Source organism: Bacillus sp. FJAT-44742 (genome assembly GCF_002797315.1).
Taxonomy (GTDB): domain Bacteria; phylum Bacillota; class Bacilli; order Bacillales; family Marinococcaceae; genus Thalassorhabdus; species Thalassorhabdus alkalitolerans.
In genome coordinates, this window is sequence record NZ_KZ454936.1 from 3,630,227 (window position 1) to 3,648,404 (window position 18,178).

Annotated in this window: 20 protein-coding genes; 13 read left to right on the plus strand and 7 right to left on the minus strand. The window is 40.0% G+C overall.

What is annotated here, in order from left to right; genetic code table 11:
* The first annotated feature begins 260 nt into the window (after positions 1-260).
* On the plus strand, positions 261-932 hold the full coding sequence (locus tag CEF17_RS18005) for a TVP38/TMEM64 family protein (protein WP_100400694.1): 672 nt from the start codon (positions 261-263) through the stop codon (positions 930-932).
* 114 nt (positions 933-1,046) lie between these two features.
* Here CEF17_RS18005 and CEF17_RS18010 read toward each other — a convergent pair whose 3' ends face one another.
* Positions 1,047-2,633, minus strand: coding sequence for a peptide chain release factor 3 (locus CEF17_RS18010; RefSeq protein ID WP_100400695.1), 1,587 nt, complete (start codon positions 2,631-2,633; stop codon positions 1,047-1,049).
* 145 nt (positions 2,634-2,778) lie between these two features.
* On the minus strand, positions 2,779-3,627 hold the full coding sequence (locus CEF17_RS18015) for an STAS domain-containing protein (protein ID WP_100400696.1): 849 nt from the start codon (positions 3,625-3,627) through the stop codon (positions 2,779-2,781).
* 295 nt (positions 3,628-3,922) lie between these two features.
* Between CEF17_RS18015 and CEF17_RS18020 the strand changes: the two genes are divergently transcribed.
* From CEF17_RS18020 to CEF17_RS18030, 4 genes are all read left to right on the plus strand, one after another.
* Positions 3,923-4,924, plus strand: a complete 1,002-nt coding sequence (locus CEF17_RS18020) for a hypothetical protein (RefSeq protein ID WP_100400697.1) — start codon at positions 3,923-3,925, stop codon at positions 4,922-4,924.
* 151 nt (positions 4,925-5,075) lie between these two features.
* Positions 5,076-5,228 (plus strand): hypothetical protein, encoded by a 153-nt coding sequence (locus CEF17_RS20460; RefSeq protein WP_198509004.1) that lies wholly within the window; start codon positions 5,076-5,078, stop codon positions 5,226-5,228.
* A 231-nt stretch (positions 5,229-5,459) separates the two neighbouring features.
* Positions 5,460-6,107, plus strand: coding sequence for a CAP domain-containing protein (locus tag CEF17_RS18025; RefSeq protein ID WP_100400698.1), 648 nt, complete (start codon positions 5,460-5,462; stop codon positions 6,105-6,107).
* Positions 6,108-6,292: 185 nt separating this feature from the next.
* Positions 6,293-6,904, plus strand: a complete 612-nt coding sequence (locus CEF17_RS18030; RefSeq protein WP_100400699.1) for a nitroreductase family protein — start codon at positions 6,293-6,295, stop codon at positions 6,902-6,904.
* 40 nt (positions 6,905-6,944) lie between these two features.
* Here CEF17_RS18030 and trhA read toward each other — a convergent pair whose 3' ends face one another.
* From trhA to CEF17_RS18045, 3 genes are all read right to left on the minus strand, one after another.
* Complete coding sequence (gene trhA, locus CEF17_RS18035; protein WP_100400700.1) at positions 6,945-7,589, minus strand: PAQR family membrane homeostasis protein TrhA; 645 nt, start codon at positions 7,587-7,589, stop codon at positions 6,945-6,947.
* Between the two features lie 68 nt (positions 7,590-7,657).
* Positions 7,658-7,966, minus strand: coding sequence for a winged helix-turn-helix transcriptional regulator (locus CEF17_RS18040; RefSeq protein ID WP_100400701.1), 309 nt, complete (start codon positions 7,964-7,966; stop codon positions 7,658-7,660).
* Between the two features lie 200 nt (positions 7,967-8,166).
* Positions 8,167-8,763 (minus strand): cell wall hydrolase, encoded by a 597-nt coding sequence (locus CEF17_RS18045; protein WP_100400702.1) that lies wholly within the window; start codon positions 8,761-8,763, stop codon positions 8,167-8,169.
* Positions 8,764-9,050: 287 nt separating this feature from the next.
* Here CEF17_RS18045 and CEF17_RS18050 point away from each other — a divergent pair, with 287 nt between their 5' ends.
* Entirely contained in the window at positions 9,051-9,464 is a 414-nt protein-coding gene (locus CEF17_RS18050) for a universal stress protein (RefSeq protein WP_157843080.1), read from the plus strand.
* 416 nt (positions 9,465-9,880) lie between these two features.
* Here the strand turns inward: CEF17_RS18050 and CEF17_RS18055 are convergent, their stop codons facing one another.
* Complete coding sequence (locus CEF17_RS18055) at positions 9,881-10,732, minus strand: GerMN domain-containing protein (protein ID WP_100400704.1); 852 nt, start codon at positions 10,730-10,732, stop codon at positions 9,881-9,883.
* A gap of 188 nt (positions 10,733-10,920) precedes the next feature.
* Here CEF17_RS18055 and CEF17_RS18060 point away from each other — a divergent pair, with 188 nt between their 5' ends.
* The 7 genes from CEF17_RS18060 to CEF17_RS18090 all read left to right on the plus strand — a co-directional run bounded on the left by CEF17_RS18060 (position 10,921) and on the right by CEF17_RS18090 (position 17,187).
* A complete protein-coding gene (locus CEF17_RS18060) occupies positions 10,921-11,067 on the plus strand; it encodes a BH0509 family protein (protein WP_100400705.1) in 147 nt (48 codons plus the stop codon).
* Between the two features lie 130 nt (positions 11,068-11,197).
* Positions 11,198-11,368: a transposase gene (locus CEF17_RS18065; RefSeq protein ID WP_083465429.1), complete on the plus strand. Its 171-nt coding sequence runs from the start codon at positions 11,198-11,200 to the stop codon at positions 11,366-11,368.
* 371 nt (positions 11,369-11,739) lie between these two features.
* A complete protein-coding gene (locus CEF17_RS18070; protein ID WP_332835311.1) occupies positions 11,740-12,282 on the plus strand; it encodes an RNA polymerase sigma factor SigX in 543 nt (180 codons plus the stop codon).
* Complete coding sequence (locus CEF17_RS18075; protein ID WP_100400706.1) at positions 12,279-13,514, plus strand: hypothetical protein; 1,236 nt, start codon at positions 12,279-12,281, stop codon at positions 13,512-13,514. The genes CEF17_RS18070 and CEF17_RS18075 overlap by 4 nt, the downstream gene beginning before the upstream one ends.
* 378 nt (positions 13,515-13,892) lie before the next feature.
* Positions 13,893-14,954, plus strand: a complete 1,062-nt coding sequence (locus CEF17_RS18080) for an ABC transporter ATP-binding protein (RefSeq protein WP_100400707.1) — start codon at positions 13,893-13,895, stop codon at positions 14,952-14,954.
* 716 nt (positions 14,955-15,670) lie between these two features.
* Entirely contained in the window at positions 15,671-15,976 is a 306-nt protein-coding gene (locus CEF17_RS18085; protein WP_100400708.1) for a hypothetical protein, read from the plus strand.
* 311 nt (positions 15,977-16,287) lie between these two features.
* Positions 16,288-17,187: a metal ABC transporter solute-binding protein, Zn/Mn family gene (locus tag CEF17_RS18090; RefSeq protein ID WP_100400709.1), complete on the plus strand. Its 900-nt coding sequence runs from the start codon at positions 16,288-16,290 to the stop codon at positions 17,185-17,187.
* A gap of 128 nt (positions 17,188-17,315) precedes the next feature.
* Here the strand turns inward: CEF17_RS18090 and CEF17_RS18095 are convergent, their stop codons facing one another.
* A complete protein-coding gene (locus CEF17_RS18095; protein WP_100400710.1) occupies positions 17,316-18,083 on the minus strand; it encodes a rhomboid family intramembrane serine protease in 768 nt (255 codons plus the stop codon).
* Positions 18,084-18,178 lie beyond the last annotated feature (95 nt).

An 18,178-nucleotide genomic window follows, 5' to 3' on the forward strand; every position in this document is an offset into this window, starting at 1 on the left:
TTTAATTCTGAAAGCAGAAACAATAACGATGCTTTACCTTTCATAACCCATTATCTATCATACCGCGTAGGACGAAAAAACTCGAATAATTGAAGGTGCTTTTCCAATAAAAAGTAAAATGTTTCAGGTGGAACAAATAGAATGAAAATTTAGATAATTTAATGTAGACATGTTTTACATGAAAAGGCTGAAGAGATTAAGGAGGAAAAAGAACGGGAAAGGGGAAGTGAAGGTACTGTGAAGACAAGGAGTATAGTTCTATGAATAAAAAAACAATAATTAAGCTTGGAGTCCTTCTCACCCTCATTATATTTCTGGCCTGGTTAAACGTATCTGTGATACAGGTCAACCCGAGTGCCATTCAAGGTTGGGTTTTATCCTTTGGTTTGTGGGCTCCCGTCATATACATTCTTCTATACACGCTGCGTCCTTTAGTCCTCTTTCCAGCTTCGGTAATGTCTATGGCGGGAGGACTGGCGTTTGGTCCATGGCTTGGGGTTGTGTTGAATATGGCAGGAGCGATTGGAGGTGCAGCATTATCCTTTTTCGTGGCCAGGCTTTTTGGGAAAAATATTGCTGGTAAAGAGTGGTCAGGACGTGCAAAAGTCATACAGGAAGAATTAAAAGAACATGGTTTTCTCTACTTGCTTACGCTTAGGCTAATTCCTGTTCTGAACTTTGACCTGGTCAGTTATGTTGCAGGGGTGTCGAAGATTCGTTTTTTATCCTACCTTGCTGCCACTGCCATTGGAATCATACCAGGTGCTTTTGCTTATACATTTCTTGGCGCAGGTCTCGTAAGCGGGGATTTCACCATTATATTTATCGGGTTTGGTCTTATTGTATTGGTGTCCCTGCTTCCATTCCTGTTAAAAAGGCTTAAGCGATCCCGGCAGGCCATGCAGGAGCTAGAAGGGAGCGAAAGCAGATAAATTCAATTTCTCTTTAAAAGACATCAGGGATATTAAAAAGCCAAGTACTATCTAAAGGATACTCATATATACAAAAAGACGAGGTGCCTCCTGTGAGACAGACCTCGTCTTTGTTTATTGTTTCATATAGGAGTTTTCAGAGAAGACCAAATTAGGATACTTATCTCTTGTCGTATTCATTTGAAATTCATTTTCAAAGAGTGCAACAATTCTCTGATCTCTATCAAGGGCAAGGTTCCGCTGTTTCTTCTTAAATACTTCTAGTTCTTTTTCATCGCCGTCTACCCAGCGGGCAATAGAGAAAGGTAAACGATCCAGCCGGATTTCAGACTTATATTCATGTTTCAGGCGGTACTCAAGCACCTCAAATTGAAGAACCCCTACTACACCGACAATTTGTTGTTCTGGAATCTTGTTGTACGTTTGAAAAAGCTGTACAGCTCCTTCTTCTGTCAGCTGATGTATACCTTTTTCAAAAGACTTATGCTTCATCGCATCCTTAACTGATATGGCAGCAAAATGTTCGGGTGAAAAATGAGGCATCTCTTCAAAAGAAAAAGAGTCTTTTTCAACAAGGGTGTCCCCAATTCTGAAAGTACCAGGGTCAAACAAGCCAATAATATCGCCAGCATAAGCTTCTTCCACAATGCTTCTGTCCTGTGCCAGAAACTGGGTGGGCTGAGCGAGACGCAAAGATTTGTTTAAGCGCACATGATTCACAGTCATGCCTCGTTCATATTTTCCAGAAGTAATTCTCAAAAAGGCAATTCTGTCCCGGTGGTTAGGATTCATGTTAGCCTGAATTTTAAAGATAAATCCTGAAAAATGTTTATTAACCGGATCAACAAGACCCTTATCGCTATGACGGCCAACGGGAGCCGGGGCCATAGTAAGAAAATGCTCCAGAAAGTTTTGGACCCCGAAGTTAGAAATAGCGCTTCCGAAAAAGACGGGGGTGAGTTCACCCGTCTTGATCTTTTCTTGCTCAAAGGGATCTCCTGCTACGTCAAGAAGCTCCATCTCTTCTCGGAACTGTTCGAGTAGCTGGCTGTCGATAAGATCAGCGAGAACGGGATCACCAGGTCCGCTCACTTCTTTTACCTCAACCTGAGAGGGATCTTCTGGATTAAAAAACTCGATCTTTTTATTGTGTCTATCATAAATGCCCTGGAAATCCTGGCCCATACCGATAGGCCAGTTCATTGGATAAGAGCGGATACCGAGGAGCTCTTCAATTTCTTCCATTAAGTCAAATGGATCCCGGCCCTGCCGGTCTAATTTATTTATAAAAGTAAAAATAGGGATACCACGCATTTTACATACTTTAAACAGTTTTTTTGTTTGGGCTTCTACTCCTTTAGCCGAGTCAATCAGCATGGTCGCAGAATCTGCAGCAGTCAAGGTACGGTACGTATCTTCACTGAAGTCTTCATGGCCTGGTGTATCCAGTATATTAACCTGGTGCCCTTCATATAGAAATTCCATCACTGAGCTTGTGACAGAAATTCCTCGTTGTTTCTCGATCTCCATCCAGTCACTGGTCGCATGCCGGGAGTTCTTTCTTCCTTTTACGGTACCGGCTTCACGAATGGCTCCCCCAAAATAAAGAAGCTTTTCTGTTAACGTGGTTTTTCCTGCATCAGGATGTGAAATGATGGCAAATGTCTTCCGAGACAAAATTTCATTACTTAACTTACTCATATATAGCTTCCTTTCTATAGGACCATAAAGGCAAACATTGAATTTCTGCCTTCTTTATCATAATGGATTCATTGGACAGACTCAATCATTCCCTGAAAAAATAACCAAAGCACTCTCCTTTAGAGCGTGCCTTGGTTACTCATTCCTATTTCATATAAGGACTTTGACTGAGTGCTTGTTCAAGAGTGAGGTATGTGGGTACACCTTTAAAAGTGATGCCTAAGTGAACAATAGTTTGCGAAAGCTCCGGTCTCATCCCCGTAATGCTTGTTTCAATCCCTAAGAGCTGCAACGAATGGATTAAGTTGAGCAGATGCTGGGCAAACCAGGTGTTAATAGTATTAATCCCTGAAAGGTCTATAATAATATAGCTGAGACTGAGCTCTGCTGCACGGTCTAACGTTTTGCTTTGCAAGTACTCTGAACGTTCATCATCCATATCACCAATAATAGGAAGGACAGCGACTCCTTTTTTTATCGGGACAACAGGGACAGATATTTCCTGCATTTCTTGCTTAGCCAGTTCAAGAGCTTTAATGTGGTGTGCCACAAAAGTATAACTGAATGCGTGAATGGCATAATCCAGGAAGTGATTCACCTTTTTGTAGAGGAAAAATGCTGTATCGATAGAAAAGCCCTGTTGCGTACTTTGTTCTTTTATTAATTCCTCTAGCACATCACGGTACATTGGCATGATTAAGAGAGCCTGATTTAAATCAACATTGTTATCAATTGAATTGTAGGCTGTTTGTACTGCCCATTCTTCAATCTTTTTCTTTGGTTCCGCTGCTTCCTCAGAAATCATTGCATCACCAACCATGGAAAAAAAGCTGCCTCGTACTTCTGTGTCCAGACCCTTCTTTTTCTCCTCTTCCTCAGGAAAGTAAAGAGAGCTTTCTGTAAGTTTTTCTTCCATTTTTGTGCATAAAGCATGGCGATTTTCATTTATAAGAGCACTTAGCAAGTGCAATGCTGAGCTTTTGTTATCTCCCATTGAAGTTCCCCCAAATGTATTAGATTTTAGCCTAATCTATATGAATGGTGATTGCGTTACCTTTGGATTGATGCGTGGGTAAATAGACGTATAAAAAGCAGAAAACACAGTATCTATCATACCACAATATTAAGAATGGCAGATGGTATGTACCTAATATCTAGATATTAGTGTATCCATCCTGATTTTAGAGTGCAATGAAAACGGTGTTACAAACCTTTATCATTCTTTACAGCTTAAGGTTACAAGAGACCAAGACAGGGAAATTACATAGGGAAGAAAGGAGGAGAAACTGTTGTTCAGGTTTGTAATTATTGTTTCAGCTAAAACGTTGAGTAAAATATTCAGCATGGCTACAGCTACATTCTTTGGAAGGGTGCCTTCCAAGGATGACTCAAAAGTAAGTTTAGTTGGGCTTATTTCATTATATTGGATCTTTATAGCAATGGGGGTTGCTGTTCCGGAACTTGCCCAGATGATCATACCATTTGCTCCAGAGAATGAAACCATTGTTTTTTGGATAAATCTTGCTCTACTTATATTTTTACCGATAGCTGCAGGCGCTATTACATGCAGGGTTGAAAATCGGAAGCATGAGAAAATTTCTATTAAACAGCTTCTTATGGGGTACCCTTATGCTTTTTTAATCGGTGTGCTCGCATTATGCTTAATTATTATTGTTCCATTAATCAGATTTCCACAGATTATAAATTTACGCTCACTAAAACACTTTGCCATCATGATTAAGAAAGATAAATATGACTTGGTGTTTGAAAAAGTTCAAGAACTGCTTATAGAGAATGATGTAGAAATTTATCCAGTTGATCCCCCAAAGTATTTGTGGGTACCGTTTCTTGCTTTAATTTGGGTGCAGGAACACATCTTTAAGAAAAAAATGGCAAAAAAAATGAAGATAGTACGTGGGGAAATAGAAGGGGAAAAAATTGAAGTCATTCTTCACTCCACTGATATATCAATTATAGGTCCTGAGAAACAAGTTATGGGAGTAATGGGCATTTTAGCCGAAGGTATAGAGGAGCGTCACCTTTACTTTTCATGGGATGACTCTTCGCAAAAAATTGAAGATCGTATTTACGAGCTGAGAACCAGGGTGCTTGAAGGAGAGGATGTTTCTAAAGAAGAGATAGACCAGCTCGTTGTGGATTTGAGAAGCTTATCCCTTGCGATGGATGACTGGAATGCTATTCGCCGCCAGATTTACAGGCTGGAAAGAGACAGATACAAAATGAAATGCAAGAATGAAGAAGAGATAGAACAATTAAATTATAGTGAATAATGTGAAAAGTATAATTAAATATGTGACGATTCTATAAAACTGTAAAAACTAGGTAGAACACCTTTAAGAAACAGTGCCCTGTGGTATTGTATAGGCAAGGGAAAAGATCGCAACATAAGATCAGCCCAAACGACTAAAGGAGGATTTTATGATGAGTAAAAAACTACTTTATTCTTTATTAACAGGCGTACTAGCAGTCGGTGTCCTAGGTGCATGCGGGGACGTTGAAGATGACGGCGGCATGGACGATGGCGGCGGCATGGAAGACGATGGCGGTATGGAAGATGACGGAATGGAAGGCTAAGCTTTTCGTTTCCTTTTCAAAAGACTGGGGGAATCCTCCAGTCTTTTTTTGTACCTAACTTCTGTGTAACAAATTTTAAAAATTGTTACGTAAGTATAACTAAATTGTAATAGATGAAAAAAACTTAGAAAATCCCATATGTAATGGCAAAACTTACACTCTGGGAAATTTTACCCGTCCCTTTCTTCTCTATCAATCTATGGCATAATGAATAGCGGAGGTGCAAGGATTATGAAAAAAGCATTACTAGCATTAACCATTTTATTTGCTGTCCCAACCGTGGCAACGGCTCAAGACCAGGATACACATACGGTTAACCCGGGAGAAACGTTGTGGAATATTTCACAGCAGTATGGGGTTGACTACAATGAGTTGCTTGAAGCAAATCCAAGCATTGAAAATGCTAATATGATTTATGCTAACCAAGTGATTCAGCTGCCAGGACAAAGTGGACAAGCTGCACAGCCTACTGTTCAGCAGCAAGCACAGTCTGAAAGTGAGTTTGAACAAGAGGTTATCCGTTTAACGAATGAGGAAAGGACTCAAAGGGGATTAGCGCCTTTAGAATCCTACAGCGAGTTGTCTGACGTAGCCAGGTTAAAATCAGCAGACATGAGAGATGCTGGATACTTTTCTCACAACAGCCCTAATTACGGAAGTCCATTTGACATGATGAGCTCACAAGGGATAGATTACCGTGGAGCTGGTGAAAATATTGCAGCAGGACAAAGGACTCCGCAGCAAGTTGTTGACGGCTGGATGAATTCCCAAGGACATCGGGAAAATATCTTAAGAGCAGACTTCACCCACATTGGAGTGGGGCACGTTGAAGGCGGCAGCTACGGCCATTATTGGACACAAATGTTTGTCACTCGTTAATAAAGCCTTTCTTATAATACTACAGCAGTCCTTTGTGGACTGCTGTTTTTTTCCGTTTAGACGATGTGAAATTAAGGCATAGGGGTGGTGAAGAGAGTTTTCTTTTCTATGAGCATATTAGTTGCACAATACGCATGTTAATGCAATCATAGAGCAAGCTAAACATCTGAAAGGAGAGACTCAACATGAGTGTTATTGAAACCATGAAAGAAAGACATTCAGTACGGAAATTCGACCCTGAGCATCAAATGTCTGAAGAAACGTTGCGTGAAATTATTGAAGCGGCTGCAGAAGCTCCTTCTTCCTGGAACCTGCAGCATTGGAAGTTCCTTGTTTTTCAATCAGAAGAAAAGAAACAAGAGCTTCTTCCGATTGCCTATAACCAGCAGCAAGTAGTCAATGGCTCTGTCACCATTGCAGTTCTCGGGGACAAAGAAGCTAACAAAAACGCTGACGTGGTGTTTGGAGAAGCCTTAAAACAAGGAGCCATGACTGAAGAAATTAAAGAAAAAATTGTGACAAGCATACATGGGGCTTATGAGAGAGAGGGCTACAACCGTGATGCAGCGTTAATTAACGGCTCTCTTGCATCGATGCAGCTTATGCTTGCAGCAAAAGAAAAAGGATATGATACTGTTCCTATGGAAGGTTTTGATAAAGAGAAGCTGATTGAAACCTTTAACATCCCAGAACGTTATATCCCGGTCATGTTAATTGCAGTTGGAAAGGCCACAGGAGAGCCAAGAGCTTCTTTTCGATTCCCTGTAGATGATGTGATTATTAAAGATTCATTTTAATAAAGGAAAAGAGGCAGGGACCTAAATCCCTGCCTCTTTTTTATAAAGGCAATACATATCTGAATATAGCAAAAAAATGGGAAATCGAGCCCGCTAGCACAAAAATGTGCCATACGGCATGATGAAAGGGAAAGCCTCTCCAAACATAAAAGATGGTACCCAAGGTATAAAAAACCCCTCCTAATACAAGCAGAAAAACTCCGCCTCCCGGCAGCACTTCTGTGAGAGGTATCCATGCAATGACAATGATCCATCCCATCAATACATAAAAAAGAGTGGAAAGGAAAATAAATCTTTTTACAAAAAACGCTTTAAACACTACACCAACTAAGGCTATCCCCCAGACCGTTCCAAACAATGCCCAGCTCAGGGCTCCCTCAAGAACGTGAAAGAGAAAGGGAGTGTAGGTCCCGGCAATAAACAAATAGATGGAGGCGTGATCCATAATTTCAAATATATCTTTAGCCTTTCCCTTAGGGAAGCTATGAACAAGTGTAGAAGAAACATATAAAAGCAGCATTGTCGAACCATACACAGACATGCTGATTACATGTAAGGCTGTTCCTTCAAAACTTGCAAAAATAACTAAAATCACCAGGGCCGCAATGCTAAGAGCAACGCCAATGCCATGGGTAACAGCGTTAGCTATTTCTTCTTTTCGTGAAAAGGTATGCGTCTCTCCCATATATCTCATCCTTTCTCTATACATTCTGCAGGCGACTTAATGGTAAGAGTACTGAAAACTAACGAATATTAAAGCCATTTTTCTCCCCAGTTTTGTATGGCTTCAATTACAGGAGCCAGGGATTCTCCTTTTTCTGTCAATGTATATTCTATACGAACGGGTTTTTCGGGAAAAACTCTTCTTTCAACTATACCATGCTGCTCCAGTTCTTTCATGCGTTCTGTTAAGATCCGGTCGCTCATATCAGGAATTTGCTTCTTTATTTCTTTAAAGCGCCTTGGACCCGCAAGAAGGACGCGAATGAGGAGGGCTGTCCATTTTTTTCCTAAGATGTCTACTGCTGATTCATACTTAGGGCACATTTGTGTATAATCCATCATCGTCACCCCTTTGGTTCCATCATAAACTCGTTAACGTTTATCTTATCACACAATAAATAAATTAAGGAATAAAGAAGAAGACCGGCCACCACATCCAAGGCTTTGTAAAGCTGTATAAATGATGTTAAACAAACGTTTGATTTAAAAATGTAACGTATAAAATAAGCCTGGCTTCCGCCAGGCTATCTGATAATTACTTATTTAGCAAACACGTGGTCTCCGATTCGGATAGTCTCTTCTCTGGTAGCAATCCAGTGGTTGGATGCTGTGGCTGGGTTATAAAAGAAGAGAGACCCATTTCCCTGTCCTTCGAATGCAAGAGCTTCCTGGACAGCTTTTTTCGCTTCGCTGTCAGCGGGATTATTGATTGAGCCGTTTGTAACAGGTTCAAAAGCATAGTTGCCAGTAGGAGAAACTTCGTATACTACATCATTAATAGTATTAGGGAACTCATCACTTTCCACACGATTAAGAACAACTGTAGCAACAGCTACTTTTCCCGCGTATGGCTCTCCTTTAGCTTCTGAGTGCACAACACGGGCCAGCAAATCTTTTTCATTTTCACTGATGCTCTGTGGTACAGTTAATTGCTCACCTGGGTTAACAGCGGCACTGTTTGTGTTGTTAAGAGACTTTACCTCTTCAACAGCAACGCCATAGTCCTTGGCGATTGACCACAAAGATTCCCCGTTCTCAATAGTATGAGTAGACTGTGCTTGAGCAGCTGCTCCTATTGTGAAAAATGCTGCTGCTGATAAAACAGCAACTTTTATTCCTGTAAATTTTTTTAACATGGTAAAAACCTCCTGTTTGTGTTTTTTTCACTATGGGTATAGTAACAAGAGGTATGTCATATATCTTCAGGAAAAAGTAACCATAGTGTATTTTCTAAGGTGAGAATCTCTTTATTTAAGGGCTGAAGGCTGTTTTTTAAAAAAAAATGACAGACGTAACGCAATTGAAACATTACCTAGATGTTAGTTTTAAAGAGTAAAATTTCCTTTTTAATCCTTGGTTGAAGCTCTTTACATAGAAGGAAGTAAAAATGGTAACGAACCTTTCATACCAAGGAGGGGATCCGATGTACAAGAAAGCTGTGGTAGGTGTTGATGGATCAGAGTTATCTATAAAAGCAATAACTCAGGTTTTAAATTTAAAAGGAGTTATAAGGGAAGTTGACCTCCTTTTTGTCGTAGATGGATCACATATGAAGGTGGATTTTTCAGATGGCTGGAAAGGGCTGGGCCTTTCAAAAGCTAAGGAGGAAAGGCTTAAACATTTAGAAAAAGAAGTAATAGAATCAGGAGTTTGCTGTAATAAGCATATACTAAGAGGCGATCCTGCCGTGGGCATTACTTCCTTTGCAGCTGCGAATCAGAGTGATCTTATTGTGTTAGGGAGCAGAGGGTTAAATTCTCTTCAGCAATTTATTCTGGGGAGTGTAAGTGAAAAGGTGCTTCACACTTCTCCTTGTACAGTACTTATTATTAAATAACCGGAAAAGAAAAGAACCTCTTTTCTTTTTCAGAGCTTTTGCGCTTGCTTTTCTGCAGGTGTCTCGTGATTTTTGAACAATCAACGATCTCGAGAAAAGACGTGCCGGATGAATTATTCAATGGCTTTCTGCGTTCAATCAGCTGTCCGCCCTCTCTCCCAAGAATGATGATGGACGTGGAGCCAGTCTTCGGATTTTCTGAATGCTAATTTGTATGTCACCAGAATGTTAGTGAGAGGCAAAAAACAGGTAAAAAACGAAATAGAGTTTGCCTGATTATAGTAAACGTGATAAAGTACCACGCGCCAGCCGGATCATCTAACAGTTTTGAACAAAAATAAGGCTCCAGTTATCAAAAGATGATAATTGGAGCCTTATTTACATAGTGAAACAGTTTTGTGCCACCCTCTTGGGCATTAATTTATCGTACTGTATTCTCCGCCTTCATGAGAGAATGGTTCGCTTCCATCCAAATGCCCAAATAATGTTTCTTGTTCTTCGCCATTAATATGAATTTTAGTCTGGTTGTATCCAAATTGTTTCATAATGGCTGTTATTTGGCTGATAACAGCCATTTCTCCGCTTGAACCAAGGTTTGACTCAAGGAAAGCCGAGTTAAAAGAAACAATAGCTACCCCGTTTTCTGTGATGACAGACTGTACCTCTGTATTTTCATCTAGTAAAGAAACAAGGTTTTCATGTTCAGGTCCTTGAACCCAGCTTCTTAATGCAGCCAGAGGAAGTTCACTCTCTGTTTCCGCATCCACTGTACGCTCTTCGCGATAAATTTCCATTAACTGATCGTCAGAAAAATAAAGGGAAACGGTTTCGGTTACTCCTTCTTCTTCATCTGTAACTTCAGTTTCTTCTTCATTTACTGCTTCTTCTTGTCCTTCTTCAGGTACGGTGTCTTCTGTGCTGCTTTCATTATTGTCTTCATGCTCAGCAGCAGGGTCGACTTCAGTTTCTTCTTCCTGAACGGCTTCATCTGAAGACTCTTCAGTGGATTCCTCTGTGCTTTCCTCTGTTACATCCTCAATGTCTTCCGTTTCTTCTTCAGCAGCTTCTTCAACGGCAGCTTCTTCTTCACCTTCAGTAGTTCCTTCTTCAGCAGCTTCTTCTCCTGTACTTTCTGTTTCTTCTTCAATTGTTGTTTCTTCAACTTCAGAACCTTCATCGACCTCATTAGGACTTGTCCCTTGACCGCAAGCCGCTAATGCCATAAAGCTGACCATTAAAATAGTGATAAAAAATAATAAATGTTTCATGAGTGCTCCCTTCTTAAATCCTTGCTATTTTACCCTTTCAATGTGTTAGTCGATACGTGCCGAAAAAGGTTACAGAAAGTAGCTAAAAAAATTTTAAAAAAAGTCCAAAAAGTATTGAACTGTAATTGCACCTGTTATATAATACATTTACAAAATAAAATATGTTATGAAACAGAGGAGGAGAAAAGATGAGTAGAAAAGAGCGGAAAAACATGATCTCATTTATTTCACGTATCAGAGGGATGGAGGAAAGTAAACTTTCCATTATGACAGATGACGAAGTGGAACATATTTATGAACGAACGTATTATTCTCACGAAACTATCACTGAATAAGAGTAAGGCCTGCTGAAAATAGCAGGCCTTTTTTTATGTAATCAGAGAATAGAGAGAAAGGTCCCTTGACAACTTTTCATTATTTTCTTAAAATTCAGTTAATATGTAAGCGTTTTCAAAGGAGGCTGGAATGAAAAGGACACGTTATTCAAACGAATTTAAATGTCAGGTTGTAAAGGAGGCAATGAAAAGAGGCAATCAGTCATGGGTAGCGAGAAAATATGTTATTAGTGTAGGTCTTGTAAACAGGTGGATAGTAGAATACCAGGAAGGCAAGTTAGTAGAAAACAAAGAAAGATAATCCTTGGCCAAAGTCTTTTGTTTTTCCCTAAAAAATTTGTAAGACTTTCCCTCCTGCATTATACTCTGCATGCTATAATATTAGTGATTTAATTCAGGAAGGTGAATTCACTTGAGGAAATTATCCAACAAGGGCTTATTTTTCTTTATTTCTACACTTGCTGTTTTATATGGCATATTATATTGGGTTTTTGCTTTATCTTTAAATTCTTAATAAGCGTTCTGAAAAGAGGGAGCTCTACAGATGTTTATCTGTTAGGGCTTTTCTTCTTGGAGTCAGCGTTGTTTACATATATCGTTTAAAAGATAACACAGGGGTTTTTGCCTTTGTAACATTTATGATGAAAGAACGTCTAAGAAAGGGGAGGGAGAATGGTGAATGAAGAATTTGACAGGATTTATGAAACTTACCACCAATCCCTGTTTCAGTACTTATTTTATTTAGTGAAAAACCGAGACACAGCAGAAGAGCTGGTGCAGGAAGTTTATATTAAGGTCTTTCAGTCTTATGCAGGATTTGAAGGCAAAAGCAGTGAAAAAACATGGTTGTATTCTGTTGCCAGGCATGTGGGTATTGACTGGATCCGCAAGCAAAATCGGCAGAAACGCAAGTGGCTTGGCTTATTCTCTGTGGCTTCAGAGGAAGAGATTAAAGATCCATCTCCACTCCCAGATGAAATCGTGATGTCGAGAGATGGTATTCAAATGATTTATTCAAGCTTGCAGAAATGTAATTTAGATCAACAGCAAGTGATTATATTAAGGTATATTGACTCGTTAACCATCAAGGAAACCGCTGAGATATTAAATTGGTCAGAAAGCAAAGTGAAAACAACTCAACACCGAGCGATACAAAAACTAAAAGAATTAACGGGGGAAGTTGTATCTTCAGCGGTAAAGGAGGGGGAAGGATGAAGAAAAGAGATTTTCAAAGACAACACATAGAAAACACTCTCCGTGATATGCCTGAGATTAGGGATTCTCGTTCAAAAGCGGAAATCTATTCCCTTATTAAAAAGAAACAGAGCAAAGAGGTCCGAAAGAAAAAATGGCTGATGCCCGCAACAGCCTTTACGGTCGCCTGCACTGTGTTCCTTCTCCTGTTTCCTTCATTGCTTAGTGAAATGTTTCAATCTGTCTCTTCTGATAATCAGGAGGCAGGATTAGTGAGGAGCGGGGACTCTCAAGTTAATCCTTCCATAGATGAAAGGATGCCTATGGAAAAAGGGAAAAGTGAACATTTTTTTGCTGAGGACTTTTCCGCTGAAAGAGCTGATGATGAATCAGCTTTGACGATGGGAGGCGAGAAGTATACGCCGGCACTTCAGCAACAGGATCTGAAGAACAACGAAACAACAATAACAACTCCTTACATGGATCCAGGAGCCCAATTTATCATCCCCCTTACTTTCATTGTTAAAGATGACCAAACGGAAGAGGAGGCAATTATTCATTTAGCTAATGATTACGCAAGAGAAGAACTTGGTTTAGATCCGGTGTTTTCAGAGGACATTTTGTGGGAATCAACAGCTGACAAGGTAATGGAAGCTCATTTCTTGAAAGATGCTCAAGGATTAAGCAGCCTGGAAAGCCAAATGCTTTTTACTGGAATGATAGAAAGCTTTCGTTATAATCCCGTTGAAAAGGTTTTATTTTACCAGAATGGCCATAAGGGTGTTTCTATAGGGAACTACGGGTTGATAGAGGAATTCGAGGTGTCGGAATCAAATAGAGGTTATTACGCTTACGAGACGGAAACTGGTTATCAATTACTCGTGAGCGGGAATAGCATCCAGGCTCCAGTATATAACGAAGACAATGAGCTTCTTTCCTTTAAAGAAACCATAAAAGCTATGGAGGAGTATGAAGAAACGGGAGAGACTGATAGCGTCATTCCAGAAGGAGTATCGGTAGAGGAAGTCATAGAGGGAAATAGTGAGGTCACTATCAAGCTTTCCGAGGAGAGTGTTCTCCCAGAGGAAGAAGATACGATGATGATGATAGATGCTTTTTTGTTAACGGCGAACGATTTTAACTATGAAGCAGTTCGAATAGAGCACAATGTAAGTGAGTACGGTAAGATTTACAACTTAAACGAACAGCTGCCTGCTGCTATTGCCCCTAACGTCATTGGATATCATCGTTAAACCACTGCTTTGGAGGTAACGAGGAATGATGATTTACAAAAATAGATGATAGAGGGTGAGTTTTGAGAAAAGGGAAATTAGCTGCAGAAAAATAAACTCACTTAAAAAAATGAAATAAAGTACAGAGAACTGCGCGTGGCGGTTCTCTGTTTCTTTCTCTAAAGCTGGCTATCTATGAAGAGTCGGGCCAATATACCTTCTTAAGCAAGTGATTATTCAGAAAATAAGGAAATGTTGTACTATGTGTCGTTGACGTGGAAATAGGAGGATGCTATAATTTAGCTTGTAATGAAAATCATTATCAATTAAATTGTAATAATTCTAAAATAGAAGTTTTTTATAAAACATATATTTTTTGCTCGCCTGGGAGGGTCAAGCATGAGTTTTATACACTTACAACAATTAACAAAGTTTTTTAACAAAACTTCATTAAAACCAGCTGTCGACCAAATTGATTTAGAGATAAAAAAAGGTGAGATTATTACCTTTCTTGGGCCGAGCGGTTGCGGAAAGACTACCACACTGAGAATGATTGCGGGCTTTGAACAGCCAAGTGTCGGCTCTATCAGTATCGACGGCAAGTCAGTATCGGATAGTAACTTTTCATTGCCTCCTGAAAAAAGAGGAATTGGAATGGTCTTTCAAGAATATGCTCTTTTCCCGCACCTGAATATTGAAAAGAACGTAATGTTTGGATTAAATAAATGGCGTCCGCGAGAGAGGAAAAAAAGAGCTGCTGAAGTACTAGAGCTAGTCGGACTTGAAAGCTATGCTGATCGATTTCCTAATGAACTGTCCGGCGGTCAGCAGCAGCGTGTCGCGCTGGCAAGAGCTTTAGCCCCTCGTCCTCATGTAGTACTAATGGACGAGCCATTTAGTAATCTGGACGCAGGTCTTAGAGAAAAGATGAGAATTGAAGTGACAAGCATCCTTCGCAAAGCAAACACAACAGCTATTATTGTAACCCATGACCAAAAGGATGCCTTTGCAGTGTCTGACCGTGTCGTAGTAATGAAGGAAGGCGTCATTCAGCAAATTGCTGCTCCAAAGGAAATGTACCGTTGCCCTAAAAACTGTTTCGTAGCTCAGTTTGTAGGAAAAACTAATCTATTGAGCGGGAAGCTGTGTCCGGATATGAAACACGTAAATACTCATATAGGAAAAGTGTGTCTCCCTCAGCAATCAGAAACAATGATAGAAAATGTTAAGGTTTCAATACGGCCGGAAGGATGCCGTCTTGCAGAGCAAGGACGTTACAATGGAGAAGTAGTGCAAGTCACTTATGGCGGGGAGTATCAGGAACTCCAAGTGCGACTTGAGGAAGGAAACAGTGACAGTGTGGAGCCTATGGTGATCTATGCACCTATTGAGCAGGATATAGAAATAGGTTCATCTGTTTCGTTTGATATAACCCCTGAACTTGTAGCTTTAGTTGAGTAGAAAAATAGAAAGGTCCGGCTTTTTAAAAGCACTCCGAATTTTTTGTACTATAGAAATTCGGGGTGCTTTTCTTGTGACTATTTTTATTAGGATCTGTTAAAGGTGAATGGTGATTTCTTATAAGTAGTATGGTGGTAGATAAAACCGCGAGGGGTCTTCAAATTGCATGAGCCGAAGATCACAGCAGGGTATCTTTCCAAGGAAGCTAAGGCAATACCCGACGTAAAGGCCCCCGTGAGTACTGATGAAGTGAAGAAAGAATGAGGAGCAAGGAAGCGACTTTTAACGAAACTCAACAACAAGATGTAACTGAGATAAAAAAACGCTAATTTTCTCTCAAGGTGTTTAAAGTTCAGGTTCCAGCTAGAGACATTTGTCGAAAGAAAAAGAGGGAATATCTGCTGTATTCTTCAAACTTCATAGAGAAATCATGCTATAGTAGTAATAAACTTAAATCTCTTTCTGCTGTAAAGAGAATCTATAGAAGAACCAGGTGTACTTAAGTAGTAATTTAATTTGTACACAGTCTTTTCGGCTCCAATAAACTGAAATTTCTGTTTATTGGGCAACCCAACTGTTGTATACAGGGTTGTATGCTTAAGGGAGGCGCCGGAAAATCATGCAGCAGTTCGGAAGCCTCCCGGTGCCGAAATTGAATCCTCAGGCAAAGCTTCATATTCCGAAGCTAAAAATTTTAAAAAGGGTGATGGGAAAAAGTGAAAACAATCAGAAAGAAAGCAGATATTGAAGAGGTGCTTGGAGCATTCTCCCAGTATGCTGACTTTGATGTGACTGGCAACAAGTACTATTTGGTATTTAAGGATAGACAAAGAAATGGTCAGTGGACCTTAATGAATACAAATGGAAAATGGTCGGTGCATGGAAAAGGAGAAGAATACTGCGATCCTGAAGAAATGTTTTTAGCTTACAATGAACTGCTTACGTTCCTCTGGAAAAACAGAGCGGCTGTCAACTATACATTAAAAAACCAAAGCCGCAAAGGTCACTATATAAATGCGTAGTATATGAATGAAAAAGCCGTCAGTCTTTCTGACGGCTTTTCTTTTGGAATAAAAGGGGGAAACAGTGATGGAAGGAATAAAAAAGGGTATAGCCAAATATTTATTAATATGACTATTTTAAATTCCCTGAGTGAATGAATGAAGAAAATCTCCAGGGATTTTTTGTTTTTGCTAGACACCAGGAATAGGGTATGGCAAAATAATAAATTTTGACCACGGTAAACTATTTTTACTTAATGAAATAATATATTTTTTTTACAATAATTTGCCCTTGGTAAATTATTTTGTTTTGATTAAATAACTTGGAGGGGATGAAAGTGAAGAAATGGCTAGTGGGTGCAGGAGCTTGTGTGCTGGTGCTTGCGGGCTGCGGAGATGGGAATGAACAAGAAATTGAGAACGAGGGCATGCAAGTGACTGTCAGCTTTTCTATTCTTGCTGATTTCGCAGAACAAGTAGTGGGAGAACGGGGAACTGTCGAGTATCTTGTTCCGATAGGGGAAGAACCCCATGAATATGAGCCTGTTCCAAGTGATTTTCAAAAAGTCAGTGACGCGGATGTTTTCTATGTAAATGGGCTTGATTTAGAAGAGTGGCTGTCTGGCCTGGTGCAAAATGTAGGAGATGTACCTATTGTAGAACTGACCGGTGGAATTGAGCCGGTGCCTTTAGAAGGAGAGGATGGATCAGACCCTCATGCATGGCTGTCTCCTGAACTTGCTCCGGTGTATATAGAAAACCTGGTTGAAGATTTAGTTGAGCGGGATCCTGAAGGGGAAGAGGAATACCGGGAAAATGCAGATGCCTACCTGGAGGAGCTTGAGGAGCTCCATGAGTGGACCGTTGAAGAGACTGATCAAGTACAGGAAGAGGACCGTTATATCGTAATGTCTGAAAATGCTTTTAAATACTTTGGAAGAAGTTACAACTTTGAAACAGATGGAGTGTGGGAAATTAATTCTCATGAAGAGGGGACGCCTGGGCAAATTAATAGATTGGTGGATTTAGTGGAAGAAGAACAAATCCCGGCACTATTTGTAGAATCAACCATAGATCAAAGGTACATGGAAACAGTTTCAGATAATACCGGGGTTGATATCTTTGGTGAGGTTTATACTGATGCTCTTGGAACTGAAGGAAGCGGAGCAGAAACCTACATTGATATGATGCGTCACAATGTGGAGACCATTGTAAGCGGGCTTAGTCAGTAAAGCATTCAAAAGAAAAAGGAGTCACCCAAAACACATTTTGGTGACTCCTTTTTCTTATTTAAAGGCTATGTTACAGAAAGGAAAACAGCTAAGGTTAAGAGTCATGGAGAGGCGGGGCTGGACCTTTTTTAAAACAGTTGGCCAAGTACTCCGATTATGACCAGGATAATGAAGAGAAGGCCGATGAAATTCAGTACCTTTTGTCTTGTTAAGAAGCGCCTTTTTTTCCAACGATTCGGGTTAAAAGTCACTTCAGTGTCTTGATAAGTTTTTCTGGGGGCTGCATAAAAGGGTCTGGCTTTTCCCAGAAAGAGAGGGGCTATCACGATTCCTGACAGAAGTCCGAAAATATGGGCGTAAATGTTTATGCCGGGGTTGAGAAATGTCATGATGACCCCGATCACTACAATCACCAAAATGATTTGGGAGTTAACTGAATCAATTAAATCCTTTCTCATAAATACCATATACGCATACAGTCCGAAAAGGCCGAAGATAGCTCCTGAGGCACCTAAGTGAAAATTATATCCAAGGCCGCCAATGAAGAAAGTGGCGACATTAGCCAATATACCTGTTAACAGATAGACACTGATAAACCTGATTTTTCCGAGCATTTGTTCTAAGGCGGGAGCAAAGAGGGCAAGGGCAAATGAATTAAACAACAAATGGCCAACGCCAACGTGCATAAAAATGGGAGTGACCAGGCGCCAGTATTCTCCAGCAGCGACCCATGGGTTAAAACCTATCCCAAGCCAGTATACTAATTCTCCCAGAGGGAAAATGGAACGAGTGAGAGGGTTAATTAGTAAAAATATGATAAGATGAATAGCAATTATCCCCGTAATGACCGGGTAATCTCTCCTAAATGTATAAAAGGTTTCATGGCGTCTAAACATTGACATCTTCCTTTGTTTGAATTAACTGTATTTAAGTCTTGCTCGCACAAAAAAATATTTAAATAAATATTTCGCTTACACATTTATCTTAGCAT